We start from the raw sequence: 25,034 nt of genomic DNA, 5'->3' as shown, positions 1-25,034 counted from the left end.
TGGTCGAGTTCGGTCCACTTGGTGACGTAATGCCTCATCGCGCCGCCGTCAAACACGAAGCACAGCCGAGTTGATCGAGATCGGCTCGGTACCAGCCTGTTCGACCGTCCACATCGACATACGGCGCTGTGCCGCAGCGAGATCAGCGGCGGGATGCGCGGACGGCGGGCAGCGCGGCAGCGAACACTGCGAAGCCAATCGCACGGGAATTACGCGATCGGTGCGCCGAATGACGTCCGTGCGGCGGGAGGCCGCGCCATCATGGGATATCGCAAGTCCGGTGGTAGTGCGAGGAGTTTGCGCGATGACACAGGTGCCCGCCATATCGGCCCAGCGTGCGGAGCTCGAGAAGCAGTGGGCGCGTTGGGCGGCCGGGATGGGACGTGTGACGGCGCGGGCGGCCGGGACCGGCCGCGAGGACACGGTGCTGCGGGCGGAGGTGATCGAATCGTGGGAACGCTCACTGCGCACGGTCGATCCCCTGCGCGCCGTCGCTCCCTCGATGGATCGCGACGAATTCGGTTCGCGCTGGGCCGATTCGCCGTTGCGCGCACCGGTGACGCGGATGGCGGGCGAGCTGCGCGCCATCACCGAGGACGCCGGGATGATCGCGATCGTCACCGACGAGGCGGGCACGGTGCTGTTCAGCTGTGGCGACCGAGCGCTGCGCCGCCGGGCCGAGGGGGTCAACCTCGCACCGGGCGGCTGCTGGGACGAGCCCTACATGGGCACCAGCGGAGTCGCGTTGTCGCTCAACAGCGGTCGCCCCAGCACGGTGTGGGCGGCGGAACACCTGGTCGAAGCCCTGCACGGCTGGGTGTGCTACTGCGCCCCGATTCGCGCGGCCGACGGACGCCGGCTCGGACTGCTGGATCTCTCGACCTATTGGGACCGTTCACATCCGATGATCCTGACGACCGTGCGTGCCCTGGTCACCGCCATCGAGTCCCGGCTGGACCTGGAGCCGTCCCGGGCGCCCGGCGGCCCGCGCCTGGAATGCCTGGGCGTCCCACGCCTGTACAAGCAGGGCGCACCGGTTCCGATGCGCCCGCGCCAGCTGGAGATCCTGACACTGTTGACGCTCGAGCCCGACGGTTTCACCCCGGAACGCCTGCACGAGGCCGTCTACGGTGACCGCTCGATGTCCGCGAGCACCCTCAAGGCCGATGTCTCTCGGCTGCGGCGCGCCACCGACGGGCGAATCGCGGACCGCCGCTACCTGCTCACCGAACCCATCGCGTGCGATGCCGTCGAGCTGTTGGCCGCTCTCGAATCCGGGGATCTGACCACCGCGGTGCGGCTGTATCGCGGTCCGCTGCTACCCGATTCGGAGATTCCCGGGATCGTGCAGTGGCGCGAGCACCTGGACGTGTGCCTGCGCACCGCGGTGCTGGCCGACCACAATCCGGAGCACGCGCTGCGCCTGGGACAGCGCTGCCCGGACGATATCGCGGTGCACGAGCACGCGGCGCGACTGCTGCCCCGAGGCGACAGCCGACGCGCCCTGGCCACCGCCCGATTGCATTCCGCCTTGCGCGCGTGAATGATTCGGCGACGCCGCGCACGCCAACCTCTCGACAACCATCGCGGTTCATAGTGGCCCCCTGTCCTGGAAGATCCGAGATCGGGAGCCGCACCATGATCGATGCCGAGCCGGGCACGGGCGGCCGCGCACGCACCCGCGACCACCGCAACGCGCACGTCCGCGGACCGGTTCGGGCCGCTGAATCGCGGGGTGCCGGTCCGGTGACGAATCGTGCCAATATTCGCCACGCTGACCGTAACCGGGCGCCGGGCGCCGAACTCCGTAAGGTGAGAGACAGACCCGAATTCGCCTGACCCCCAACGTGGTTCAGCGGATTCGAGCAACCTTCGAGGAGTGAGATGAGGCCAGGAGTTATTTCGCGTGTCGGCATCACCGACCGGGCGACGACGACCTTGCAGGCGCTGATCGCCCAGCACGGACCGGTGCTGTTCCATCAGTCCGGCGACTGCTGCGACGGCAGCTCGCCGCGGTGCTACCCGCTGGGCGAGTTCCAGGTGGGCGCGGCCGACGTGCTGCTCGGGCGGGTCTTCCCGGACACCTCGTTCTGGCTCGCCGCCGACCGGTTCGAGCACTGGCGCAACACCCACCTCACCGTCGACGTGACACCGGGTCGCGGTAACGGCTTCTCCCTCGAAGCACCCGAGGGAGTCAGGTTCATCATCAGGTCGCGGTTGTTCACGGACGCCGAGACGGCGGCGCTGGAAGCGGCTCCGGCGCCCTCACGAGGCTCCGATCTGACCGGATGATGGGTGGGGCGGCCGGCCCCGAGTGGCCGGTCGCCCCACCGCCCCCGCGCCGGGTCGCCTACTTGCGGCCGGTGCCGAGATATGCCGTGGTGGTGAGCGGCCGATTCGGTTCGTAGCGTGCGGCCAGATACTCGATCATGGTGTGCTCCTGCGCTTTCCAGGTCTCCTCGTCGAAACGCGAGCGCGCCAACTGCAGTGGCGCACTACCGCGAGTGAGCCTGTCCCACAGCTGTTCGGCGCTGTCGTAGGCGAACGACTCGGTGTGCGCCCGCACGCTCACCTCGGTGAAACCCGCCGCGCGCAGCTCGGCCTCGAACACCTCGGGGTTCTCCAGGTTCTCCGGATTCGGCTGGGGCGCGGGGTAACCCGGGATGCCCGCCTGGAACGCGCCGGACAGCAGGGTCATCAGCGAGGAGTCCGCGAGCGGGGCCCAGCTCGAGACGACGGCGATCGCGCCGGGACGCAGGACCCGGTGCAGTTCGGCGAATCCGCGGGCCCGATCGGGGAAGAACATCAGACCGAAGAGGGAGAACCCGGCGTCGAAACTGTCCTCGGCGTACGGCAGGGCCTGACCGTCACCGACCCGGGCATCGATGGCGTCGAGTCCGGCCGCCTCGGCGTGCCGCACCAGTCGCTCGATCATCAGCGGGGAGAAGTCCAGGGCACTGACCCGTGCGACCCGCGCGGCCGCGGGAATCGCGAGGGTGCCGGGTCCGGCCGCCACATCGACCACGTGTGCCCCGGGCGACAGCTCGGCGAGCGCGAGGGCATGGGCCGAGAACGGCCGCATGACCTCGGTGGCCGCGTCGTCGTACCGCTCGGCGACCTCGTCCCACGGTCCGGAGGAGGCGAGTGGACTCTGCGACATGTGAACATCCTTTCGACCGTCCCCAGCCTAGTGAGCCCGGGACGGTCGCACGAATGACGGTGCCGGACAGGGGAACACCTCGGCGCGGCACCGAATGCCGCGCCGATCGGTTCAGCGTCCGGGCAGGAACCGGATGCCGCGAGCCAGGGTCATGAGCAGCGGCTGCCACTTGTCCTGGGGCAGGAATCCGGGGGCGTCCAGGTTCAGGAAGCGGGTCACCACCACCGTCTGCCGTTCGGTGAACTTCAGCAGGCCGTCGGGACCGTGCCGCCGGCCCACACCGGAGATACCCATGCCGCCCATCGGCGCGCCGGTGGTGCCCCAGGCCGGGGCATACCCCTCGTCGATATTGACCGTGCCCGCGTGCAGGCGTTCGGCGATGCGTTCACCCTCGGCCTTGCTACCCGCCCAGACGCTCGCGTTCAGGCCGTACTCGGTGTCGTTGGCGCGGGTGACGGCCTCGTCCACCGAATCGACGGGGTAGATCGAGACCAGCGGGCCGAAGGTTTCACCGCGTCCGCACTCCATCGCGTCGGTGACATCGCTCAACACGGTCGGCTCGAAGAACAGCGGCCCGAGATCCGGGCGCGCGTTGCCGCCGACGAGGATCTTCGCGCCCTTGGACACCGCATCCGCGACGTGCTTGGTGACGGTCTCGAGCTGCGCCTCGGAGATCAGGCTGCCGATGTCCTGCGAGAAGTCGTAGGACGCACCGAGTTTCGCGGCCTGCACGGCGGCGACGAACTTCTGGGTGAACTCCTGCGCCACCGAGCGCTCGACGTACATGCGCTCGATCGAGATACACAGCTGACCGGCGTTGGAGAAGCAGGCGCGCACGGCGGCCTTGGCGGCCTTGTCGAGGTTCGCGCCGCTGGTCACGATCATCGGGTTCTTGCCGCCCAGTTCGGCCGAGAAGCCGATCAGACGACTGCCGCACTGCTGGGCCAGGGTGCGGCCGGTCGCGGAGGATCCGGTGAACATCAGGTAGTCGCACGAATCGGTGATCGCGGTGCCCACGACGGTGCCGGGACCGGTCACGACCGCGAACAGATCGCGCGGCAGTCCGGCCCGGGCGAAGAGTTCGGCGTTGGCGAGGGAGGAATACGGCGTCTGACTGTCCGGCTTGACCACGACCGCGTTACCGGCCAGCAGCGCCGGGATCGAATCGCCGACCGAGAGCAGCATGGGGTAGTTCCACGGCGCGATGACTCCGACCACGCCCTTGGGCACCGCCCGCACGGCCGCGCGGTTCAGCAGCGGGAACGCGCCCTCGACGCTGTGCGAGGCCAGCAGTTTCGGCGCGACGCGCGCGAAGTAGCGGGCCGCGAACATCAGGCCCATGATCTCTTCCTGGGCCGCCCACCGGGCCTTGCCGGTCTCGGCCTGCACCACGTCCATGAGGTAGTCGCGATTCTCGACCACCAGCGCCCGGTAGCGCTCGAGTACCTCGGCACGCTCCTTGGGGGTGCGCGCGGCCCATTCGGCCTGCGCCACACGTGCTCTGGCGACCGCCGTCTCGACATCCGCGGCCGTGCCCACCGGCACCGCCCCCAGGGTCCTCCCGGTGAACACCTCGGTGATCGCTCGGTTCTCGCGGTCCTGAGTGGAATCCACCGCCGCGAACGTCTTCAGACGTTCGAAGACCGCAGCTGCCGGCACCGGCATCGTCGCCTCCTGCTTTACAAGTTACTTCCGGGTACACACAATCTACCCCGACGCCCCTCCCCCGGCCGACGACTCCCGAATCCGGGCCGGTCGCACCGGCTTTCCGACCGAAAATATCGGTCACCGCACCGCGCCGGAAAAATCCCAATCGTCTGACCTCGAAAAATAGCGTGTAACTATCGTCGCGGCAGTAGCGAACTATCCCCCAGCAGTTGGTCGTGATCCGGCTTCCCCGGCCGAGAGCAACAAATGAGGGCGGCCGGGGTCGGTTCTCCACGATCACTCCACTGCGCCCGGTAACTGCCTACCGGGTCGGGACAGCGCGAAATCCCGCACGCACCTGAGGGGTTGCGTGCGGGATGCGCCCGAAGCTGTTGCGCGGGTTACTCGTTCACCAGCGCCGGGATCGTCAGCACCGCCGCCGACACCGGCACGTCGGCCGGAGTCGAGGCGATCACGAAATCGATGCCGTCGTTCGAGGGAATGTGCGGACCGCCCGAGACCGGTTCTTCGTCACTGTGCTCGAAGAGTCCGGTGCCGACGAGCTTTCCGTTCGCGTCGTAGAACGCCGCACGCACCTCGAGGGCCAGGACGTCGCTCACATCGGTGGTGATCGCCAGCCGACCGTGCACCGACGCACCGTCGAGCCGAACACCGGTCACCTGCACCCGATCCGAGAACGGACCCGGGGTCAGGCGCACCTCGCCGGGAGCCGCGGAGATCGACGCGGGGGCCGCCTGCACGGTCGCCGGGGCGGCCGGGGCCGCCGCCGGACCCGGGGTGGCCGGGTTCGAGGCCTGCGAGCATCCCGCGCCGAGCGCGGCCACCGCCAGCAGTCCCGCGATCAGACCGGCCTGCGCGATCGAACCACAGATCCGCGCAACACCTTTCATCCTCACGGCAGCAGAGCCTTGTGCATCTTGGTGTACAGCGAGGTGTTGTCCTGGCTGGCCGCGAACACGTTCGCGCCCGGGCCGTAGGCGTAGATCATCACGTCCGCGCCGGTGTGGTTGCCCGAGAGGTAGGTCAGCCACAGGCTGGCCTCCGGCGAGCCGTCCTTCACCGCGGCCGCGTCGTCCGGGGTGCGGAAGGTGGCCGGGGCGAAGTTACGCGGATCGGCCTGACCGGAACCGTTGATCGGACCGGCCGAACGCACCGGATCCTTCACGTTGTCCTTGCCGTCGCGCGAGGGGAGCGAGTTGTTGGCGGTATTGCCCGCGTCGACATTGGTCGGCGGCGCAACGGCTTCCGCGTTCGTGAAGGTGTTCTTCTCGATGATGTTGAAGCCGGCGCATTCGTGGTCGGCGGTCACGATCACCATCGTGTGCCCGTCCTTCTTGGCGAAGGCCATGGCCGCACCGACCGCGTCGTCGAACGCCTTCATCTCCTCGAGAGTCTGGGCCGCGTCGTTGGCGTGCGAGCGCTTGTCGATCTGCGCACCCTCGATCTGCAGCAGGAAGCCCTTGCTGTCCTTGCGGTTCGAGAGCAGATCGATCGCCTTGTTCGCCATATCGGCCAGCGTCGGCTCCTGCTTCTGCGGCGCGGAGTCCGGCAGCGCGTTGCGCGCCGCGGTGACGGTCAGGTTGCCGCGGTTGAACAGGCCGATCACCTTGTCGGACCGCACCGACTTCAGATCGGCGGCGGTGGCGACCTTCTGACTGTCGGCAGTCTGAGCCTTGAGCGCGGGATCGCCCATGCTGCCGAGCACCTGATAACCCTTGTCCAACATGGCCTTCTGATCGTCCGGCTCGAAGCGGGCCAGGCCGCCGCCGAAGATCACGTCCGCGGTGCCGTTGCGCGCGATCTGCTCGGCGATCGGGGTCACCAGCGTCTTGTCCGACGGGGACGCCTCGTAGCTACCGTCGGACTTCTTGGGCAGGCAGGTGGATTCGGTGAACGTCGGCCCCTGGCAGCCGCGCAGCAGCGCGTGGCTGACCATGCCGGCCGGGGTGGCATCGGTGATCTCCGCCGTCGAGACGTTGCCGGTGGCGAAACCGGCGGTCTTGGCCTGCTCCATGAGCGTCGGGACCGACTTGCCGTAGGCGTCGACGCCGATGGCGGCGTTGTAGGTCTTCACGCCCGAAGACCACGCGGTAGCCGCGGAGGCCGAGTCGGTGACCAGCGCGGGCTTGGCGCTGTTGGGCTCGACCGCATAGGTGGACACGGCGCCGACATACGGCAGCTGCTCCATGTTGAGCTGACCGGCGGCACCGACGAAACGCTCGCGAGCAGCGGTGATGTGGGTACGTCCCATACCGTCGCCGAGCAGGTAGATGACGTTGCGCACTTCGTTGTCGGCCTTGTCGTCCGACCCGCATCCCGCGACCATGGTGGCGCCGACGAACGCGGCGGTGATGGCCGCCGCCGCGCCGACCCAGGCGCGTTTCCTGTGCTGCACTTGATCTCCTCCAACTTTCGCGGCACGGGACCCCGTGCGCGTCCCGCGGTTCCCGGGGCGGGGCGAACGTAACCCTGGACAGTTGCCCGAAAACGACGTCCAGCTGTCGAATCGATGAACGTCTACGGCGGGACCGCCCGATCGAGGATCGCGACAAACCACCCGCGCACCGGCAAAGCGGTCTCACCCGCCGGAACACACGGCTATCCTCTGGTCACCACAATGTAATTCGCATCACAGACGGTGACCGGGGGTTGAGCGGACCGTGGGTGGAAGACGTTCTCGGGCAACACATTCGAGGGTTCCTCCGACAGCGCTCCTCGAAATCCCCATTACCGAACGACCGGTCGTTTCGTCAAATCCCGTCCTGCTCACAAGGACTCGTACTCACGCGCGCGACGCGCGATGGCTATGTTCTGGCAATGCTCAGACCGCGACCCGGTGTCCGTACCCGGGTCGCGATATCGGGCGGCACGGCCGGGCACGGGCACCCCGGACACCGGCGATCGCGGCATCGGAGTCATCGACGCGGAGCCGACTCGGATCGGCACCCGGCCGGCGATGGCTCACACCCACGCAGCACCTCGCACTCACGCAATACCTATCGCACGCACTACCTATCGACAGGAAGACAGCGGTGAGCAATTCCCCTACCGGTGACCTGGACTGGCTGCTCGACGATCTCGTCGACAAACTCGCCGGTGTCCGGCACGCGGTCGTCCACTCCACCGACGGTCTGCTGCTGGGACGTTCCACCGGCATGACCCGCGAGGACGCCGAGCATTTCGGCGCGATGTCCTCCACCCTGTACGGCCTCTCACGCAGTGCCGGACACCGATTCGACGGCGGCGGCGTCCGCCAGGCCGTCGTCGAACTGGACCGCGCCGTCCTGTTCGTCACGGCCGCGGGCAGCAATGCCTGCCTCGCGTTGCAGACCGGGGCCAACGCCAATCTCGGCATGGTCGCCTACGAGATGAACCTGACGGTGCAGCGCGTCGGCTCGTTCCTGTCCACGGCCGCGCGCCGTAATTTCGGCTAGCCGCCGAGTGTTCGGGAGCACCGCGGCCTCGACACCGGGACAGCCGCTCGCCCACTCGGTGAAAATACTGGTGGCAGGCGGATTCGGCGTCGGCAAGACCACCATGGTCGGCGCCATCAGCGAGATCGCGCCGCTGCGCACCGAGGAGATCATCACCGAACGCTCTGCGGGCGTCGACGATCTGACCGGCGTGGAGCGCAAGAGCACCACCACGGTGGCCTTGGATTTCGGCCGCATCACCATCGATTCCGGACTGGTGCTGTATCTGTTCGGCACGCCCGGTCAGGACCGGTTCTGGTTCCTGTGGGACGAACTCGCGCGCGGCGCGCTGGGGGCGGTGGTCCTGGCCGACACCCGCAGACTCGACACCTCGTTCGCCGCCATCGATTTCTTCGAGAAGCGCGGGATCGGATTCACCGTCGGGGTCAATCGTTTCCACGACGCACCCGAGTATTCGACCCAGGAGGTGCGCGAGGCACTGGACCTGGACGAACGCGTTCCGATTCTGATGTGCGACGCGCGGGATCGCGAATCGTGCAGGGGCGTGCTGCTCACGCTTGCCGAATATCTCATCACTCGCGCCCTCGGATAGAAGCATCCATACCGGAGCACGCATAACAAGGCGTGTCAATCATGTTCCCGTTCAACGGGACCCGCGCGAAGCTTGTGAGATACGTCCCTATACGTTGTGCGGATGTTCAGAGCGAGGCTCGGTGTCCGAACCCGTGTTCTCGCCATCGCACTGGTCCCGAGCTTGGCGCTGCTCGTTATCGGTGTGGGTGGCGCGGGATACCTGGTCGTTCAGGGCAGACACGCACGAGATTGGGCCGCCACACTCACCGACGCCACACCGCTGACCAAGGAACTGGTGGGCGCGGTCCAGCAGGAGCGACAGCTCACCCTGTCCCAGCTGTCCGGCGGCGAACCCAACCCGAAAGCCCTGGCGCAGGCCAGATTGCGGCTCGATGCCGCACTGCGCGGGATGAACACCACCACCGCCTCGATGGAGGATCTCGGCCCGCAGGAGGTCACCGGCGACGTCGGCGGCTTCATCACCCTGACCCGCACGCTCGCCGCGGTGCGCACGCAGGTCGACGGTGGCGCGCTGCCGATGTCGGACGCCTACAACTTCTACGGTCACCTGCTCGATCTCATCTCGGTCGGCACCCGCGCGGTGATGATCACCGCCCCGAACGCCGAGGTCGCGGTCGAGACCGCCGAGACGCTGCAGATCGTGTCCGCGTCCGAGATGCTCTCCCGCAGTGCGTCACTGGCCGAGGTGATCATCAACAACGGCACCCTGACCCCCGAGCTCGCGGTCGAATACTCGCGTCTGGTCGGCAGCTACCGGCTCAGTATCGAGGGACTCGCGGCCGAGCCCGGTGACAGCCAGGCCTCCGCCGCCAAAGCCGTCACCAGCGATCCGGCCTGGCAGAAGCTCGTCATCATGGAGAACTCGCTGCTGGCGCACGCGCTGGAACCGATCACCTCCCTGCCGGTGAAGTCCGGCAGCACACCACAACTCGCGCCGCTGACCTTCACCGCCCAGGAGTGGCAGGATTCGGTCAACGTCGTCAACAAGGCGCTGCTCGAGTACTGGGACAACCAGAGCAAGTACGCCCAGGGCAAGGCCATCGACGCCGCGGACGACAGCGCCCGCAACTCCGCCATCGCCGGTGCCGCCATGCTCGCGGTCTCGGTCGGCGCGTTCCTGGTGGCCCTGGTGCTGGCCAACCGAATCATCCGCCGCCTCAAGCGGCTTCGCGACCAGACCCTGGTGCTGGCCGACGAGCGACTGCCCGAATTGATGACCAGACTGCGCGACGGGCAGCAGGTCGACCCCACCGCGGAGACCTCGGTCCTGGACTTCGGCACCGACGAGATCGGCCAGGTGGCCAAGGCGTTCAGCCATGCCCACGAGGCCGCCGTGGCCGCCGCCGTCACCGAGGCCCGCACCCGGGAGGGCGTCAAGGCGGTCTTCCTCAATATCGCGCACCGCAGCCAGGTCGTGGTGCACCGTCAGCTCGAGGTGCTGGACGAGGCCGAATCCAAGCAGGAGGATCCGGCCCTGCTGGAGATCTTCTTCCGCCTGGACCACCTCGCCACCCGCGAACGCCGCAATGCCGAGAACCTGATCATTCTGGCCGGCGGACAGCCGGGCCGGCAGTGGCGCAATCCGGTGAACCTGGTGGAGGTCGTGCGCTCGGGTGTCGGTGAGGCACTGGACTACACGCGCGTCAAGATCGCCCGCCTGCCCGAGGTCGCCGTCGCCGGCACCGCGGTCGCGGACCTCGTGCACCTGCTCGCCGAACTGGTCGACAACGCCGCCCACTTCTCCCCGCCGCAGTCGCAGGTCGAGGTGCGCGGCAACGTGGTGGGCAAGGGCGTCGCCATCGAGATCGTCGATCAGGGTATGGGCATCCCCGAGGCCGAAATGGCCCGGATGAACGACATGCTGCGCAATCCCCCGGATTTCGGCGTCAACACGCTCTCCACCGATTCGCGCCTCGGCATGTTCGTTGTCGCGCAGCTGGCGGTCCGCAACGGAATCCAGGTGCGGCTCACCGAATCCGACTACGGCGGCGTGCGCGCCATCGTGCTGGTGCCCTCGAACCTCACCGTCGCCGCCGGCCGCACCGGCGAGATCCCGGCCGTACCTCGGCAATTGGAACCGGTCGGGGCCGCGCCGATGCCGCTCCCGGCGGCCCCGGCGCCCGCGCAGCTGCCCCCGGCCCCCGCCTCTCGCCAGTCCGAGCGGCAGATGTCGTTCGAGCAGCCGGTCGCGTTCGAGCCGATCACCGAACCCGGCACCCCGCGCCCCCGGCTGCAGCCGGAACCGCCCGCCTCGCAGCACACTTCGTCGCAACGGCCCACCTCACAGCCTTTCTCGCCACCGAATTCGGCGGAAGATCAGGAAAACGGTTTCCGCCCTCGCGATTTCGGCCGTACCCAGTACACTGGCTCCGACGCCCGGCCCTCGCTACCGCGTAGGCGCCGGCAGGCAAGTCTCGCACCGGAATTGGCACAGGAGAATGCGGCTGCTACCACCGAGTCGGACTCTGGAACCTCCCGCACGGCCGAGCAGGCCCGAGACCTCTTCTCCGCCATCGAAAACGGAACCAGGCAGGGCCGCCGGGCCGATCCCGGCGCGTCCAAGCCTGGGTCCACCTCTTTTTCGGATCGACAGGAAGGCGACGGTGACCAACTCCAACGCTGGTGATCTCAACTGGCTACTCGATGATCTCGTCGATCGCCTCGCAGGTGTCCGTCACGCGGTGGTGCACTCCACCGACGGATTGCTGCTGGGCCGCTCCTCAGCCATGAGCCGCGAGGACGCCGAGCACTTCGGCGCCATGTCCTCCACGCTCTACGGCCTCGCGCGCAGCGCAGGCAATCGATTCGACGGCGGCGGCGTACGGCAGGCGGTCATCGAACTCGAACGCGCCGTGCTGTTCGTGACCGCGGCGGGCAGCCACGCCTGCCTGGCGCTACAGGCCAACGAACAGGCGAATCTCGGCATGGTCGCCTACGAGATGAACCTGACCGTGCAACGCGTCGGCACCTACCTGTCCACCACCCCGCGCCATCATCTGGCCGGACAGGTCAACCCCCGACTGTCATGATGGCGCGGCCGGGGGAACATTGGTTCGACGAAGCAGCTGGTCCACTGGTACGCCCTTACGCCAGGACCGGTGGTCGAACCATGGGCGCGGGGCACGATCTGGACATGCTCACGGTGGTGCTGGTGCCCAATGCCGCGCCGCCGCTGCGTCGTGTCGAGCCGGAGTACGCGGAAATCGTGCGGTTGTGCCGACTCCCGCTGGCCGTGGCCGAGGTGTCGGCCGCGCTGCGGCTGCCGTTGGCGGTAACCAAAATCCTTGTCGGAGATCTGATCTCCGACGGAATCCTGAACTTCCGGGGGCCGGCCAATTCCGAGGCCGTGCCCGATGACCTCAACATATTGCGAGCAGTCCTCGATGGCATTCGAAAAATTTGATTCGTCCACCCCCATGGCCGCCTCGGTGAAGATCCTCATCGCGGGCGGTTTCGGGGTGGGCAAAACCACGATGGTGGGGGCGCTCAGCGAGATCACCCCGCTGCGCACCGAAGAACTCATCACCGAATTGTCCGCGGGCGTGGACGATCTCAGTGGTGTGGAGGGCAAGACCACCACCACGGTGGCCCTGGACTTCGGGCGCATCACCATCGACCAGAACCTGGTGCTCTACCTGTTCGGCACGCCCGGACAGGACCGATTCTGGTTCCTGTGGGACGAACTCGCGCGCGGCGCGCTCGGCGCGGTGGTGCTCGCCGACACCCGCCGGCTCGAGGGATCCTTCGCCGCGATCGATTTCTTCGAGAAGCGCGGAGTCGCGTTCACGGTGGCGGTCAACTGCTTCGAGGGCGCGCCGCTGTACACGCCGATCGAGGTGCGCGACGCGCTGGATCTCGACGAGCACATCCCGGTGCTGCTGTGCGACGCCCGCGATCGATCCTCCGCCAAGAACGTGCTCATGACGCTGGTGGAATATCTGATCAACCGGGCCTCGTCCCGCGTGGGCAGCTGACTGCCCGACCCCCGACAGCCTTCGAGCCCGCACCGGATTCCGGTGCGGGCTCGAAGGTTTCAGCTCCCGCTGCTGGGCCGGCGGATCAGTCCGATTCGTCGTCGAGGACGATATCCGCGAAATCGGCGACGTACCGATGCGGCGGCCGCGAGTCGTTGGGCTCCCCCGGACGCGTCACCCCCACCACCGACCATCCGGCCGCGACGGCCGCGTCCAATTCGTCCGGGTGATCGGACAGGAACAGAATGCTCTCGGCCGGAACGCCGATCGTGCTCGCGATCTTCTCGTACGAGGCCGCCTCCCGCTTGGGCCCCGCGGTCGACAGATCGAAATGACCGGTGATGAGCGGCGACAGATCACCGCCGCGGGCGAACGCGAACCAATCCTTCTGATTGCGTACCGAACCCGAGGAGTAGATGTACAGCTCGAGTCCGGCATTGCGCCAGCCCCGCAGCACCGGCGGCACATCCGCGAAGAACTCGCCGAACAGTGCGCCGTTGCGGAAGCCCTCCGCGCAGATGATGCCCTGCGCGGCCTTGAGCGGCTCGGACTTCACGTCGGTGTTCAACCACTCGATGAGAATCGCCGCCACCGTCGCCGCATCGGCATCGGGCTGCCCGGCCTGCTCGCGGGTGGCCTCGATGATGGAATCCGCCGCGTCGCCCTGATTCTCGGCCAGCCAGTCCGGCAGCCGGTCCCGGGTGTATCCGTACAGTTCTTCCCGCACCGAACTGGTCGGGCTCGTGGTGCCCTCGATGTCGAGAACGACGGCTTTGATCATGCGGCGAGCAATTCGTCCAGGGTCGGGAAACCGGCGGAGATCTTGTCACCGGTGAAGTCACCGATCCAGCCGTCCTGCTCCTCGAAGAACCGCACCGCGACGAACTCGGGCTGCGTGCCCATGTCGAACCAGTGCAGCGTGCCGGCCGGGACCGACACCAGATCGCCCGCGGTGCAGACGGTCGCGAGCACCTCGTCACCCAGATGCAGATAGAAGCAGCCCTGACCGGCGGCGAAGAAACGGACCTCGTCCTCGGCGTGCCGGTGCTCGTCCAGGAACTTGGTGCGCGCCGCGACGGCCTTGGCGGGCCACTCCGGATCCGACTCGTCCGGATGGATGCGGGCCACGTCGATGAACTTGAAGCGGCCGTCGGTATCGAGCGCGGCGATGCGGTCGGCGTACTCCGCCAGCAGATCCTCGGCGGAGGTCGCGCCGCTCAGCTCGGCCGGCAGCGGCCAGCGCTCGAACATGATGCCGCGCTTGCCGAGTTCGGCGGCGATGACCGCGTCGTCGGTGGTGCGAAGGGTGACATCACCGGAGTGCTTGTCGGACATGATCTGTAGCAGAGTCATCGTTCGGTCCCTCCTCGGAACGCTGCGTTCGTTTCATCCATGGTCGCGCACCGGGACCTCCCGATGGCCGGTCAATGTCGTCAGTTCACACATGGCCTCGAGGCATTCCGCGCGATCGCGCGCCTGCGCCAGACTCGCACCCCACGTGGTGATCCCGTGCCCCGCGATGAACAGCACCGGCGGCGCGTCGGGATGCTCGATCAGATATTTCTCGATGTCCACACCGATTCGCGGGACCTCGGCGTGGTTCGCGAACACCGGAATGTCGATGGCGTCCGGGCGTCGTCCGCCCAGGCCCTTGATCAGCTCGTAGCCCGAGAACCGCACCCGCGTGTCGCCCGCGCCGATCGAGAGGGCGGTCGCGTGCGGCGGATGCACGTGCACGACGGCCACCGCATCACGCGCGCGGTAGATCGCGGTGTGAATCGTGGTCTCGGCGGACGGCTTTCGCCCCTCGGCGCTCAGCGGCGCGGAATCGGCGACCGCGACGGTCACCGTATCGGTGGCGGCGAGTTCGCCCTTGGACAGGCCACTCGCGGTGATCACCGCCGCATCCCCCGCGCGCACGGAGATATTGCCCGCGGTCCCGGGCATCCAGCCGTTGGCGTACAACCCGCGCGCGATACCCGCGATCTCCTGCCCGGCCCGCACCACGACGGTGGCGGGCGGGACGATCGACACCGCCGCGACAGCCGTCGGATCCCCGAACCGTGCACTCGCTGCACTGTCGCCGAGCGTGCCGGAATTGCCGACACCGCCGAACTCCCCCGAGCCCGTGGAGGTTCGGGCGAGGGCGGGATCCTCCAGCACGCCGAATTCGGTGACCACGGCCGTCACCAGTTCGGCCGGAGTCACATCGAATGCCGGGTTGAAGGTCGCGGTGCCCTCGGGAGCCGTTGTCACGCCGCCGAATCCGGTGACCTCAGCGGAGGCGCGCTGTTCCACCACGATGTCCGCACCGCGCGCGGTGGAGATGTCCCGCGTGGATTCGGGGGCGACCACGATGAACGGAATCCCGTGGTGCCGCGCGGCGATCGCGAGCATGTAGGTGCCGATCTTGTTCGCGACGGCGCCGTCCGCGGTGATCCGGTCCGCGCCGACGATGACCGCGTCCACCTCTTCGGTGGCCATGGCCCATGCGGCGGCGGAATCGATGGTGAGCCGATGCGGGATCCCGGCCTCGGCCATTTCCCACGCGGTCAGGCGCGCGCCCTGCAGCAGCGGGCGGGTCTCGTCCACGATCACCTCGGCGACCGCGCCGCGCTGGTGCAGCACGCGCAACGCGCCGATCGCGGTGCCCCACGCGGTGGTCGCGAGGCGTCCAGTATTGCAGTGGGTGAGCACCCGCAGCGGGCGATCCCCGCACAGGCGCTGCAGCAGATCCGCGGCGGCGGTGGCCGCGGCCAGGTTCACACGCCCGTCCTCCGCCAGCAGTTCCAGCGCCTCGTCGAGCACCGCCTGCACGCCCAGCGGCAACTTGGCCAGCGCGCGCCGCACACCCCAGGCCAGGTTCACCGCGGTCGGGCGGGCGTCGGCGATGCGCCGGGCCTCCCGCTCGATCGTCGCGGTGTCGACCACGCCGTCCGCGGAGTGCGCGAGCGCGGCGATCACCACACCGAACGCGCCCGACACACCGATCGCCGGAGCGCCGCGAATCGCGAGCGTCGTGATCGCATCGATGAGCTCGTCGACCGTCGTGATCCGCAGCTCCCGCAGCTCGTGCGGCAGGGCACGCTGATCGATGGTGACCAGGGCACCGTCGATCCACGCGATCGAACTCTCATCCATCTAGCTGTGTCCTCTTTACCGGGAAGTGGGGCTCGCACCCGCCGGACACGGGCACAAGCCAACCGTATCGAACTCGGATCGCCGCGTGACCGGCAGGTTTCGGATCAGCGCAATCCGAATTCGCACACGCCCGGAGCGGCGGAAGTGGGCAGGGTGGGCATACTCCTCTATCCTTCCGGTATGGCGAGAGAGCGTCGCACCCGAAAGATCACCGTGACGATGCCGGAAGAGATAGCCGCCACGCTCGACGACTGGCGCAGCAGCGGCCGCATCGAATCGATCTCGGCGTTCGTCGCCGAATCCGTCAAGGCCAGGGTCGACCGCGCCGAATCGCTGTCGCGCATCGAGCAGATCTTCGGCGGCAGGCCGCCGCTGGACCTCATCAATCGCGCCCGGGCCGTGCAGGGTCTGCCCCCGTTATCGGAGGAGGATGCCACCGGCGATCACGCCGGCGCGGCATGAGCTCCCCGGGCACGACGCTGGGCGGCGTCGTCTTCGACACGGCCGCACTCACGGCCTGGGCCCATCGCGTCGCCTACGTCCAGTCGGTGGTGTGGGCGACCGCCGACGCGGGCCACACCATCATCATTCCGGCCACGGCCCTCGCGGCCGCCCGCGCGTTGATTCCGCCGGGCCGCCACGACATTCTCTCGGTGCTGCTGGATCTGCCCAATACGGTGATTCAGCCGCTGGATCGTCCGGCGAGCGATCAACTCGGTGCGGCGCTGTGCGATCGCCCCGACGCCGACGCCCTCATTCCCGCGGGACACGCGACCATGGAGGCGGTGAGCCGGGACTGGCCCTGCCTCACCGATCGTCCCGACACACTCAAGAAACTCGATCCGCGCGTACAGACCGACACCCTGCCCTGAGCCGAAGTATTCCTCAGGCGCGCCCCAGCGCCACCGTGACATTGTGGCCGCCGAAGCCGAACGAGTTGCTCAGCGCGTAATCGATGCGCTGATGCCGCGGTTTCTCGGCCACGACGTCCAGCGCGGTGCCGATATCCGGATTCTCGAAATTCAATGTGGGCGGGACGATCTGCTCCGCCAAGGTGCGCAGGGTGAGAATGGCCTCCAGCGCGCCGACCGCGCCGATGGAATGCCCCAGCGCCGACTTCGGTGCGTAGACAGAGGCATTCGGGCTCACCGCCATGATGGCGTTCGCCTCGGAGGCGTCACCCACGGGCGTTCCGGTGGCGTGCGCGTTCACATGGGCGATGTCCTCGGCCGAAAGCCCGGCCGCGGCAACGGCTTTGCGCATGGCCCGGGCCGCGCCGCCACCGTCGGGCGCGGTGCCGGTGATGTGGTAGCCGTCCGAGGTGATGCCCGCGCCCAGGACTCGGCCGAGGATTCGCGCGCCGCGCGCCGCGGCATGCTCGTGCGATTCCAGGACCAGCAGCGCGCCTGCTTCGCCGAAGACGAATCCGTCCCGATCGCGGTCGAAAGGCCGTGAGGCGCGCTCGGGTTCGTCATTGCGGGTGCTCATGGCCCGCATCATGGCGAAGCTGGCGATCGGCACCGCGTCGATATGTCCCTCGACGCCGCCCGCGACGACCACGTCCGCTTCCCCGGTGGCGATCAGCCGCCAGCCGTGCGCGATCGCCTCCGATCCGGACGCGCACGCCGAGACCGGCGCGTACACTCCGCCTTTGGCCCCGAGTTCCAGGCCCACGGTCGCGGCCGATCCGTTCGGCATGACCATCGGCACGGTCATGGGCGGCACCTTCCGATACCCGCCCGCCCGCATCGCATCCACCGCGTGCACGAGCGCCTCCCCTCCCCCGAGGCCGGTCCCGACGGCCACCGCCAGCCGCTCGGGGTCGAGCTCCGGCGCGCCCGCCTCCTGCCACACCTGCCGGGCCAGCACCAGCGCCATCTGCTGCACGAACGACATTCGCCGCTGCTCGATCCGGGTCAATCGCGCCCCGGGCTGCTCGGTCAGGCGCCCGCCGATCCGCACCGGCAGGTCGTTGGTCGCCACGAATTCGTCTGTCAGCGGACCGATTCCGCTGTCCCCCGCCAGCAACCGAGTCCAGGTGCTCTCCAGATCGGCCCCGAGGCAGGTGGTCGCCGCCATCGCGGTGACCACCACACCGCGCCGAGTTTCTGTACCACTCGCTACACTCATGCCGACATGAATACCTGTAGCACCCGCTACAGTCAACTCGTGCCGCGCCCACTCGACCATGCCCGCCGCGCCGACCTGCTGGCGGGCGTCATCACCTTCATCGCCGACCACGGCCTGGCCGAGCTCTCCCTGCGCCCGCTGGCCGAGCACCTCGGCACCAGCTCCCGCATGCTCATCCACTACTTCGGCACCAGGGAGCAGATGCTGGTGTCCGCCTTGGAAACCCAGCGCCCCGACATCGCCGCCCTCTTCCTCGACGTCCACGACATCGGCCTGCTGCGCGACCGGCTGACGCACTCGTTCACGCTCAACACCACCGGACCGGACGACATCAGCCTGCGCGTGCTGCTCCAGGTGCTGGGCGCGGCCACGGTCCCCGGCAGCCCCTTCAAGCCCTACGCCGTCGACGCGATCCAGGTCCTGGTCACCGCCATGTCCGAGGCGATCGGCCGGATCGACCCCACCCATCCCGATCCCGAAGCCGCCGCCACCCTGCTGATCTCCGGTATGCGCGGCCTGATTCAGGACTGGTGGATCACCGGCGACGCCCCGCGAGTCCACCGGGCGATCAACCTCCTTGTCGATCAGGCCATTCCGCGCCCGGCCTGAGCACCGGCCACACCCCGGAACAGCTTCGGCCACAACGTGTTCGACGGGTCCCGCCGGGCGTTCGGCGCGAGCGGGACGCCGAATCCCGCGCTCGACGCCGGTGCGAGCCGCCCGGCCCCGTCGCGCGCGTGGGTGTCGATAAGGTGCGGGGATGCGGACGGAGCAGCGGTTGATCGACACGGTGGCATGGGTGCACATCGTGAACGGCGAGATCCTTTGCGCGCGACCCCGGGGGAAGGGAATCTTCTACATCCCCGGAGGCAAGCGCGAGGAGGGCGAGAGCGATCTGCAGACGCTCGTCCGGGAGATCCGCGAAGAGCTGACCGTCGAGGTGCTGGACCGGACCGCCGCACACGTGGGCACCTACGAGGCCGCCATTCCCGGAGCCCTGGTCCGGATGGCCTGCTACACCGCCGAGCACCTCGGTGAGATCGCGGTGAGCAGCGAGATCGAGGAACTCGCCTGGTTCACCTACGCCGACCGCGACCAGGTCCCGCCGGTGGATCAACTGCTGTTCGACGATCTGTGGCGCGACGGCCTCCTGCACCGAAACTAGAACTTGGCGGCAGTATTGATCGACCGATCGGCTTGGCGGCTCTGGTCGAAATGTAGAACATGTTCTAACGTGAGTGGCAACGACGTTCCAGAGCCGGAAAGTTAGAGGAGCCACCCACACATGCGTACCGAGATCTGTGATCGCCTGGGCATCGATGTCCCGATCTTCGCCTTCACCCATTGCCGCGACGTGGCGACCGCGGTGAGCAACGCGGGCGGACTGGGAGTGCTCGGAGCGGTCGGCTTCACCGCCGAGCAGCTCGAGGTCGAGCTGTCCTGGCTCGACGAACATGTCACCGGCGTCTACGGCGTAGACCTGGTCATCCCGTCGAAGTACGAGGGCAAGGGCGTCGAGGGCCTGTCCCCCGAGGAGCTGGAAGCCCAACTGGCCAAACTGGTTCCGCAGGGACACCGCGATTTCGCGGAGAAGCTGCTCAACGACCACAACGTGCCGCATCTGCCGCCCGAGGAGCGGCACAACCAGCTGCTGGGCTGGACCGCCACCACGGTCGCCCCGCAGATCGAGGTGATTCTGAAGCACCCCAAGGCCAAGCTGGTCGCCAACGCGCTGGGCACCCCGCCCGATGACGTGATCAAGCAGATCCAGGACTCGGGCCGCCTGATCGGCGCGCTCTGCGGGTCGGTCAAGCACGCGCTCAACCACAAGAACGCGGGCCTGGACTTCGTGGTCATGCAGGGCACCGAGGGTGGCGGGCACTGCGGCGAGGTGGCCTCGATGGTGCTGTGGCCGCAGGTCGTGGACGCGATCGGCGATATGCCGGCGCTCGCGGCCGGTGGCATCGGCAACGGCCGTCAGGTCGCCGCGGCGCTGGCGATGGGTGCGGCGGGCGCGTGGACCGGCTCGCTGTGGCTCACGGTCGAGGAGGCCAATGTGCCGCCCGCGCAGATGCAGACCTACATCGACGCCACCAGCAGCGACACCGTGCGCTCGCGGTCCTGGACCGGCAAGCCGTGCCGCATGCTCAAGAACGACTGGACCGAGGCGTGGGCACAGGCCGACACCCCGGATCCGCTGGGCATGCCGCTGCAGATGATGGTCGCCCTCGACGGCGTCAAGCGCGGTCACCGGTACCCGGAAGCCGCGGTGGACGTGAACTTCAACCCGGTCGGCCAGGTCGTCGGCATGATGAACAAGATCGAGCGTTCCACCGATGTGGTGCAGCGGCTCATCGCCGAGTACCTCGAGTCCTGCGAGCGGCTGAACAAGCTCAACAACGCCTGATCTCGAACGAGGGAGGTCGCGCCCGCCGACACGGCGGGCGCGACCTCCCTCGACACGCCCGCCGATGTCGGCGGACACGCGGTGGCGACATGTGGGCCGAGTTTCCCGGACAAGCGACCTGATAGCGCTACCGTGGGTCGTGTGACGAGCAGCGAACGCCTTCTGCGCACCGCGTACTACGCGGTGATCTCGTTGCCGATTGCCTTCGCGCCCAGTGCAGTTCGAGCCAGAAACACTCGGCGTGTGCTGCGTACCCCGTTCGATCTGAATGCGCCCGGTCCCCTGCGGACCGTGGCGCATTCGCTGTTGTCGGGCGCGGTCGGGCTGCTCACCTGGTTCGCGATGTTCCTCGCGTGCGTCGGCGCGGTGCGCGGAGCCCTCTACCCGCTGATCGCGGGCAACGATCTCGAACACTCCTGGGGCGGCCCCGGTTTGGCCGGAGCCTGGGCGGTGCACGCGGCGCTGGGCATCGGCCTGCTCCCGCTGTGGCTACTGCTGACCGCCGCGTTCGGCATGATCCAACTGCGGCTCGCACGCCGCCTGCTCGGCCGGACCGGACACTGGTGGCCCGTCCCGCTGGCGCTGGCGCTGATCCTTGGCGGCGCGGCGTTCTTCACAGCCTGGTGGCATCAAGCCTGACCCGGTCTCCTCGCAACACGCCCGACACGACGGGCGAGCCGAGGATTCTTCTGCGAATTCCTGTGCGAGTCCGTTGTTCTCGATCTTGACCGGCGTCAGTATGGAAGTAGCGTCGCGTTCGCCGTCACCCCATACGCGCGGGGACATGTGAGACCCGTCTCCGAACCGACCGTCTGACTTGCTGTTTCAGGGATCGGATTGCGACGGTGAACAGGATATGACACACACCGAGCCGCCCCGCCCACGCAGACTCGCCCGACCACCGGCCGGTGCCGCATGAATCCACCGCTAGGAGAGCATTGTTCGGTCGCTCGTGATCTGATCGCCATGAGCGACAAGGGTGTTGTCGACAGTAGTGGAGTGTTGTTGTGAAAAAGTCGTCATTCCGACGTCCGCCCGGGGCCCGGCGCACGGTGTCCACCGCCGCGGCGATGGGACTGGCCGCGGTGCTGGCCGTCGTCTGTGTCGCCTGCGGGCAGACCAAATCCGGGAACACCGCCGAGGGCGGTTCGGGCAACCCGGCTCCCACCGGCGCGGTGGCCGTCGGCTCGGACGTCACCGCCTCGGTGAACAAACTCGTTGTCGCCGAGGAACTCTCGATGAGCGGCTACAGCCGCGAAAAGTTCCCGCACTGGGACACCAACCCCCAATCCCATGGCTTCGACGCCAAATTCGCGCAGTACAGCAAATGCACCACGCGCGATGTGATGATGCTGCGCGACTCCACCGGATCGGTGACCCTCGATCCCAAGACGTGCGATCTGAAGGTCGGCAAGGGCGGCGGCTGGCAGGATCAGTACGGCGTGCTGGACGCCAAGACCGGCAAACTCAAGCCGTACAAGTTCATCACCGATCCGGCCGGTGTGGATGCCGAGCACATCGTTCCGCTCGCCGAGGCGTGGCGTTCGGGCGCCTCCAAGTTCGACGAGGCGACTCGGCAGAACATCGCCAACGACGCGATCAATCTGATCGCCTCGGATCCGTCCGCGAACAGGTCGAAGGGTGACCAGGACGCCGCGCATTACCTGCCGCCGGGCGCATTCCGGTGTGGCTATCTCGATCACTACGTCCAGATAAAGATAAAATACAACTTGACCGTTGATAACGACGAGCTCAAAGCACTGCGCACCGCAGTCGACGACTGCGTCAAACAAGGAGGGTTCAGATAATCGACGTCATCGAGATCCTCGAGAAAATAGCCGTTATGACCCAGGAGGAAGGGACGGTATCAGGTGATCTCGATGTGGCCGTCGACTCCTCCGGAGTGGGCATGGTCCGCTATCGCGACACCGAAACCTGGTACCACATCGGAAATCTGGACGACCGGCCGCCGGTGACGTGGTCCACCATCAACGATCTGGTGGTGGCCATCGAAAAGGGCCAGGGCGCTCGCGACGCGGCCGGCAATACGATTCCGTTCGAGGCGTAGCGAACCCGTCTTTCTCGGCGACCGGCACGCGTGCGGGTCGCCGAGAAAGCACGGGCCGAGTACGTCAGCCGCGCACGAGAGTTTCCGCGCGCTGTTTGAGGCCGTCGGCCATCGAGTTGAAGCCCTTGTTCAGCGGCTTGCCCATCAGCGCGCCGACCACCACCGACAGCGGACCGCCGATTTCGAAATGCGATTCGTAGCGGGTCCGGCCGTCGCCGAGCGGGGTCACCGTATGCGTGCGCAGACTGCGCAGCAGGCCCAGTGGGACCGGCTTCATGCTGTAGCTGAATTCCTTGCCCGGAGTGTGCGTCCGGATGAACTCGCGCTGATCCCGTGGCGACGAACCGCCGAGACGCACCTTCATGTCGATGGGCGTTCCCGGTTCCAGGGTGGTCTTGCACTCGGGGACGAATGGGTTCCATTCGCCGTAGTTGTCCACGTCGGTGAGCACCTGCCACACAAGCTCGGCGGGTGCCTCGATCTCCATGATGTTGTCGATGACGAAGGCCATGGGGGAACAATACTGAAACAAGTTCTACCCGGCAGCGCGGCCCGGTGTTCCGGTCGCGCACCCTGACGAGCGCGCCCGGTCCCGACTACCGTCGAACCATGACCCTCGCCGCGCGCTACCCCGTTCTCTTCGCTCCCGCCCGCTGGGAATGGGGCGGTCTGGACGTGCAGTTCTCCACCGAGCTCCCGCCCGACGAACTGATCACCAATATCCATGTCATCGCCTTCACCGGCGATCGGATCGTGCTGTGCCGCGACGACCGGGGTTTCTGGATCGTCCCCGGTGGCACCAGGGAACAGTCCGAGTCCGTCCACGACTGCATCGTGCGCGAACTCGCCGAGGAGGCCGGAGCCCGATTGTCCGGCCCCCTGCACCATTTCGGCGCGCACCTGGGAACCTCCGATCACCCGGCCCCGTATCGGCCGTGGCAACCGCATCCGCGCAAGGCGTGGCTCTGGAGCACCGCGGATGTCGAGCTCACCGGGCCGCCCACCAATCCCGATGACGCGGAACAGATCCTGGAGGTCCGGGCCTTCGAGGCCGAGGAAGCCATTCGGCTCTCCGCCACGGACGGTCCGCACATGCCCGAACTTCTCGCCCTCGCCGTCGAGGCCCACCGCGCACGCTGACACAGCGCCGGTGCACACGCGGATTCGCCGAGAGCGCACGGTCCCGGCGAATCAGGAAGCCCGCCGCTACGGGCAGAGGGCGTGGCCGAGGATGAGCATCACATCCGGGCTCTGCTCGGGAGGCTCGGTCAGGGTGAGGGTCACCGCACGCCCCTCGCGGGTCGCACCGGCGATGGTGACGAATCCCGCGATGCCGCCGGTATGACCGAAATACTCTGCCCCGCAGGACAGCTGGGTCGAGCCGATTCCCATCCCGTAGTTCATCGTCGAGTCGGGCATCCGCGAGGCGGGCGCGAGCATCTCCCCCAGCTGCGCGTCGGCGACGATTCGGCCCGCCAGCAGCGCGAGATAGAAACGGTTCAGGTCCGCGCCCGTGGAGACCAGCGCGCCCGCCGCCCAGGGGACCGAGGGTTCGGATCGGGTGACATCGGTGCGGACGCCGTCGATCCGCGCGTACCCCTGCGGGTGCGGCGGCCGGATATCCAGCTCACCGGCCGCGGGCAGGTAGGTTCCGCTCAGCCCCTCGGGCGTGAGGATCCGCCCGGACAACTCATCGGAATACCCTCGGCCCGTCACCTTTTCGACGATCATCGCGGCGACGATGTAGTTGGTGTTCGTGTACTCGAAGGTGGCGCCGGGTGCGAACTGGGCCGGAAGGCGCAGGGCCATGGCGATTTCCTGGCCGGGGGTGTACCTCCGGCCTTCGAGTCCGGCCCGGTATTCGTCGACCTCGGGCACATCGGTGAGTTCGGGCAGGCCGCTGCGGTGCTGCAGCAGCTGGCGAACCGTGATGACCTTGCCGTCCACACCGTCACCGACCAGCAGACCCGGCAGATAGGTGTCCACCGGATCGTCCAGGCGTACCCGGCCCTCGGCGACCAGCTGCATGATGATCGAGGAGACAAAGGTTTTCGAGATGCTGCCGACTCGCACCTCCTGGGGTGGGTCGAGCGGAATCGGCTCGTCGGTGGCACGGTCCGCGACGCCCGCGGTGAGGCTCATCGTCTGCCCGTTCTCGGTGAGCGTGGCGATCACGCCCGCGATGCCCGAGCGCGCCAGGGCGTCGATATCGTCGCGGATCAGGCTCACCCGCTCGGGCGACACCGAGATCGGCGTGGTGGTGACGACCGCGGGCGATCCGGAGTCCGGCACGCTCGAACATCCGGCCGTCGCGCAGAGCGCCAGCGCCAGCGCGATCGGCATCGCAATCGGCTTGATTCGCATGGTTGGACGGTAGGGAGTCAGGGGCCGCCGAGACATCCGGACAACCCCTGACTTCCGCCCTGAGAATCTCCCGGCGCACACCCCGCCCTGAGGA

26 protein-coding genes and 1 pseudogene are annotated in these 25,034 nt (G+C 67.8%); 17 read left to right on the top strand and 10 right to left on the bottom strand.

Going from position 1 to position 25,034, the window contains the following annotated elements:
- Positions 1–304 precede the first annotated feature (304 nt).
- Positions 305–1,543, top strand: a complete 1,239-nt coding sequence (locus NJ1_RS01030) for a sigma-54-dependent transcriptional regulator family protein (RefSeq protein ID WP_067686043.1) — start codon at positions 305–307, stop codon at positions 1,541–1,543.
- A gap of 341 nt (positions 1,544–1,884) precedes the next feature.
- The gene (locus NJ1_RS01020; protein ID WP_067686039.1) at positions 1,885–2,292 is read left to right on the top strand and encodes a DUF779 domain-containing protein; all 408 of its coding nucleotides are present in this window, start codon (positions 1,885–1,887) and stop codon (positions 2,290–2,292) included.
- Positions 2,293–2,350: 58 nt separating this feature from the next.
- Here the strand turns inward: NJ1_RS01020 and NJ1_RS01015 are convergent, their stop codons facing one another.
- From NJ1_RS01015 to NJ1_RS01000, 4 genes and pseudogenes are all read right to left on the bottom strand, one after another.
- The gene (locus NJ1_RS01015) at positions 2,351–3,160 is read right to left on the bottom strand and encodes a class I SAM-dependent methyltransferase (protein ID WP_067686037.1); all 810 of its coding nucleotides are present in this window, start codon (positions 3,158–3,160) and stop codon (positions 2,351–2,353) included.
- Between the two features lie 111 nt (positions 3,161–3,271).
- Positions 3,272–4,828 (bottom strand): annotated as a pseudogene (locus NJ1_RS01010) (succinic semialdehyde dehydrogenase); the annotation flags it as partial.
- Positions 4,829–5,208: 380 nt separating this feature from the next.
- Positions 5,209–5,724: a hypothetical protein gene (locus tag NJ1_RS01005; RefSeq protein WP_157573675.1), complete on the bottom strand. Its 516-nt coding sequence runs from the start codon at positions 5,722–5,724 to the stop codon at positions 5,209–5,211.
- Complete coding sequence (locus NJ1_RS01000) at positions 5,721–7,223, bottom strand: alkaline phosphatase (protein ID WP_067686031.1); 1,503 nt, start codon at positions 7,221–7,223, stop codon at positions 5,721–5,723. Before NJ1_RS01000 ends, NJ1_RS01005 begins: the two co-directional genes overlap by 4 nt.
- Before the next feature lie 637 nt (positions 7,224–7,860).
- On the opposite strand from NJ1_RS01000, the gene NJ1_RS00995 reads away from it, so the two are divergent.
- From NJ1_RS00995 to NJ1_RS00970, 6 genes are all read left to right on the top strand, one after another.
- Positions 7,861–8,262, top strand: a complete 402-nt coding sequence (locus tag NJ1_RS00995; protein WP_067686029.1) for a roadblock/LC7 domain-containing protein — start codon at positions 7,861–7,863, stop codon at positions 8,260–8,262.
- Between the two features lie 7 nt (positions 8,263–8,269).
- Entirely contained in the window at positions 8,270–8,854 is a 585-nt protein-coding gene (locus NJ1_RS00990) for a GTP-binding protein (RefSeq protein ID WP_439957647.1), read from the top strand.
- 102 nt (positions 8,855–8,956) lie between these two features.
- Entirely contained in the window at positions 8,957–11,482 is a 2,526-nt protein-coding gene (locus NJ1_RS00985) for a sensor histidine kinase (protein ID WP_067686027.1), read from the top strand.
- Positions 11,460–11,885, top strand: a complete 426-nt coding sequence (locus tag NJ1_RS00980) for a roadblock/LC7 domain-containing protein (protein WP_067686025.1) — start codon at positions 11,460–11,462, stop codon at positions 11,883–11,885. Before NJ1_RS00985 ends, NJ1_RS00980 begins: the two co-directional genes overlap by 23 nt.
- A complete protein-coding gene (locus NJ1_RS00975; protein ID WP_067686023.1) occupies positions 11,885–12,259 on the top strand; it encodes a DUF742 domain-containing protein in 375 nt (124 codons plus the stop codon). Before NJ1_RS00980 ends, NJ1_RS00975 begins: the two co-directional genes overlap by 1 nt.
- Positions 12,240–12,830, top strand: a complete 591-nt coding sequence (locus NJ1_RS00970) for a GTP-binding protein (RefSeq protein WP_067686021.1) — start codon at positions 12,240–12,242, stop codon at positions 12,828–12,830. Before NJ1_RS00975 ends, NJ1_RS00970 begins: the two co-directional genes overlap by 20 nt.
- Positions 12,831–12,915: 85 nt before the next feature.
- Here the strand turns inward: NJ1_RS00970 and mtnC are convergent, their stop codons facing one another.
- From mtnC to NJ1_RS00955, 3 genes are read right to left on the bottom strand one after another with little or no spacing between them, the layout of a single operon-like run.
- Positions 12,916–13,611 (bottom strand): acireductone synthase, encoded by a 696-nt coding sequence (gene mtnC / locus NJ1_RS00965; protein WP_067686019.1) that lies wholly within the window; start codon positions 13,609–13,611, stop codon positions 12,916–12,918.
- Positions 13,608–14,183 (bottom strand): 1,2-dihydroxy-3-keto-5-methylthiopentene dioxygenase, encoded by a 576-nt coding sequence (locus NJ1_RS00960; protein ID WP_067686017.1) that lies wholly within the window; start codon positions 14,181–14,183, stop codon positions 13,608–13,610. Before NJ1_RS00960 ends, mtnC begins: the two co-directional genes overlap by 4 nt.
- A 33-nt stretch (positions 14,184–14,216) precedes the next feature.
- Complete coding sequence (locus NJ1_RS00955) at positions 14,217–15,971, bottom strand: bifunctional S-methyl-5-thioribose-1-phosphate isomerase/methylthioribulose 1-phosphate dehydratase (protein ID WP_067686015.1); 1,755 nt, start codon at positions 15,969–15,971, stop codon at positions 14,217–14,219.
- A 180-nt stretch (positions 15,972–16,151) separates the two neighbouring features.
- Between NJ1_RS00955 and NJ1_RS00950 the strand changes: the two genes are divergently transcribed.
- Complete coding sequence (locus tag NJ1_RS00950; RefSeq protein WP_067686013.1) at positions 16,152–16,433, top strand: hypothetical protein; 282 nt, start codon at positions 16,152–16,154, stop codon at positions 16,431–16,433.
- Positions 16,430–16,843, top strand: coding sequence for a hypothetical protein (locus NJ1_RS00945; protein ID WP_067686011.1), 414 nt, complete (start codon positions 16,430–16,432; stop codon positions 16,841–16,843). The genes NJ1_RS00950 and NJ1_RS00945 overlap by 4 nt, the downstream gene beginning before the upstream one ends.
- A gap of 13 nt (positions 16,844–16,856) precedes the next feature.
- Here the strand turns inward: NJ1_RS00945 and NJ1_RS00940 are convergent, their stop codons facing one another.
- Complete coding sequence (locus NJ1_RS00940) at positions 16,857–18,101, bottom strand: KasA/KasB family beta-ketoacyl-ACP synthase (protein ID WP_067686009.1); 1,245 nt, start codon at positions 18,099–18,101, stop codon at positions 16,857–16,859.
- 39 nt (positions 18,102–18,140) lie between these two features.
- On the opposite strand from NJ1_RS00940, the gene NJ1_RS00935 reads away from it, so the two are divergent.
- From NJ1_RS00935 to NJ1_RS00910, 6 genes are all read left to right on the top strand, one after another.
- Positions 18,141–18,710 (top strand): TetR/AcrR family transcriptional regulator, encoded by a 570-nt coding sequence (locus NJ1_RS00935; RefSeq protein ID WP_067686793.1) that lies wholly within the window; start codon positions 18,141–18,143, stop codon positions 18,708–18,710.
- Positions 18,711–18,861: 151 nt separating this feature from the next.
- Complete coding sequence (locus NJ1_RS00930) at positions 18,862–19,266, top strand: NUDIX hydrolase (RefSeq protein ID WP_067686007.1); 405 nt, start codon at positions 18,862–18,864, stop codon at positions 19,264–19,266.
- A 120-nt stretch (positions 19,267–19,386) separates the two neighbouring features.
- Positions 19,387–20,508, top strand: coding sequence for an NAD(P)H-dependent flavin oxidoreductase (locus NJ1_RS00925; RefSeq protein ID WP_067686005.1), 1,122 nt, complete (start codon positions 19,387–19,389; stop codon positions 20,506–20,508).
- Positions 20,509–20,649: 141 nt separating this feature from the next.
- The gene (locus NJ1_RS00920; RefSeq protein ID WP_245717162.1) at positions 20,650–21,147 is read left to right on the top strand and encodes a hypothetical protein; all 498 of its coding nucleotides are present in this window, start codon (positions 20,650–20,652) and stop codon (positions 21,145–21,147) included.
- 368 nt (positions 21,148–21,515) lie between these two features.
- Positions 21,516–22,316 carry an HNH endonuclease family protein gene (locus NJ1_RS00915; protein ID WP_067686001.1) on the top strand — a complete coding sequence of 267 codons (801 nt, stop codon included), beginning with the start codon at positions 21,516–21,518 and terminating at the stop codon, positions 22,314–22,316.
- A 35-nt stretch (positions 22,317–22,351) separates the two neighbouring features.
- On the top strand, positions 22,352–22,576 hold the full coding sequence (locus NJ1_RS00910; RefSeq protein ID WP_084477609.1) for a hypothetical protein: 225 nt from the start codon (positions 22,352–22,354) through the stop codon (positions 22,574–22,576).
- 64 nt (positions 22,577–22,640) lie between these two features.
- On the opposite strand, the gene NJ1_RS00905 is transcribed toward NJ1_RS00910, so the two are convergent.
- Entirely contained in the window at positions 22,641–23,087 is a 447-nt protein-coding gene (locus tag NJ1_RS00905) for an SRPBCC domain-containing protein (protein ID WP_067685997.1), read from the bottom strand.
- Between the two features lie 98 nt (positions 23,088–23,185).
- Here NJ1_RS00905 and NJ1_RS00900 point away from each other — a divergent pair, with 98 nt between their 5' ends.
- Complete coding sequence (locus NJ1_RS00900; protein ID WP_067685995.1) at positions 23,186–23,716, top strand: NUDIX hydrolase; 531 nt, start codon at positions 23,186–23,188, stop codon at positions 23,714–23,716.
- Between the two features lie 66 nt (positions 23,717–23,782).
- On the opposite strand, the gene NJ1_RS00895 is transcribed toward NJ1_RS00900, so the two are convergent.
- On the bottom strand, positions 23,783–24,940 hold the full coding sequence (locus tag NJ1_RS00895; protein WP_067685993.1) for a serine hydrolase domain-containing protein: 1,158 nt from the start codon (positions 24,938–24,940) through the stop codon (positions 23,783–23,785).
- Between the last annotated feature and the right edge of the window lie 94 nt (positions 24,941–25,034).

The sequence above is a fragment of the Nocardia jejuensis NBRC 103114 genome, from assembly GCF_001613145.1.
Taxonomy (GTDB): domain Bacteria; phylum Actinomycetota; class Actinomycetes; order Mycobacteriales; family Mycobacteriaceae; genus Nocardia; species Nocardia jejuensis.
Note: the sequence above shows the minus strand (reverse complement) of the source record. Positions and strands in the feature narration are given on the sequence as shown.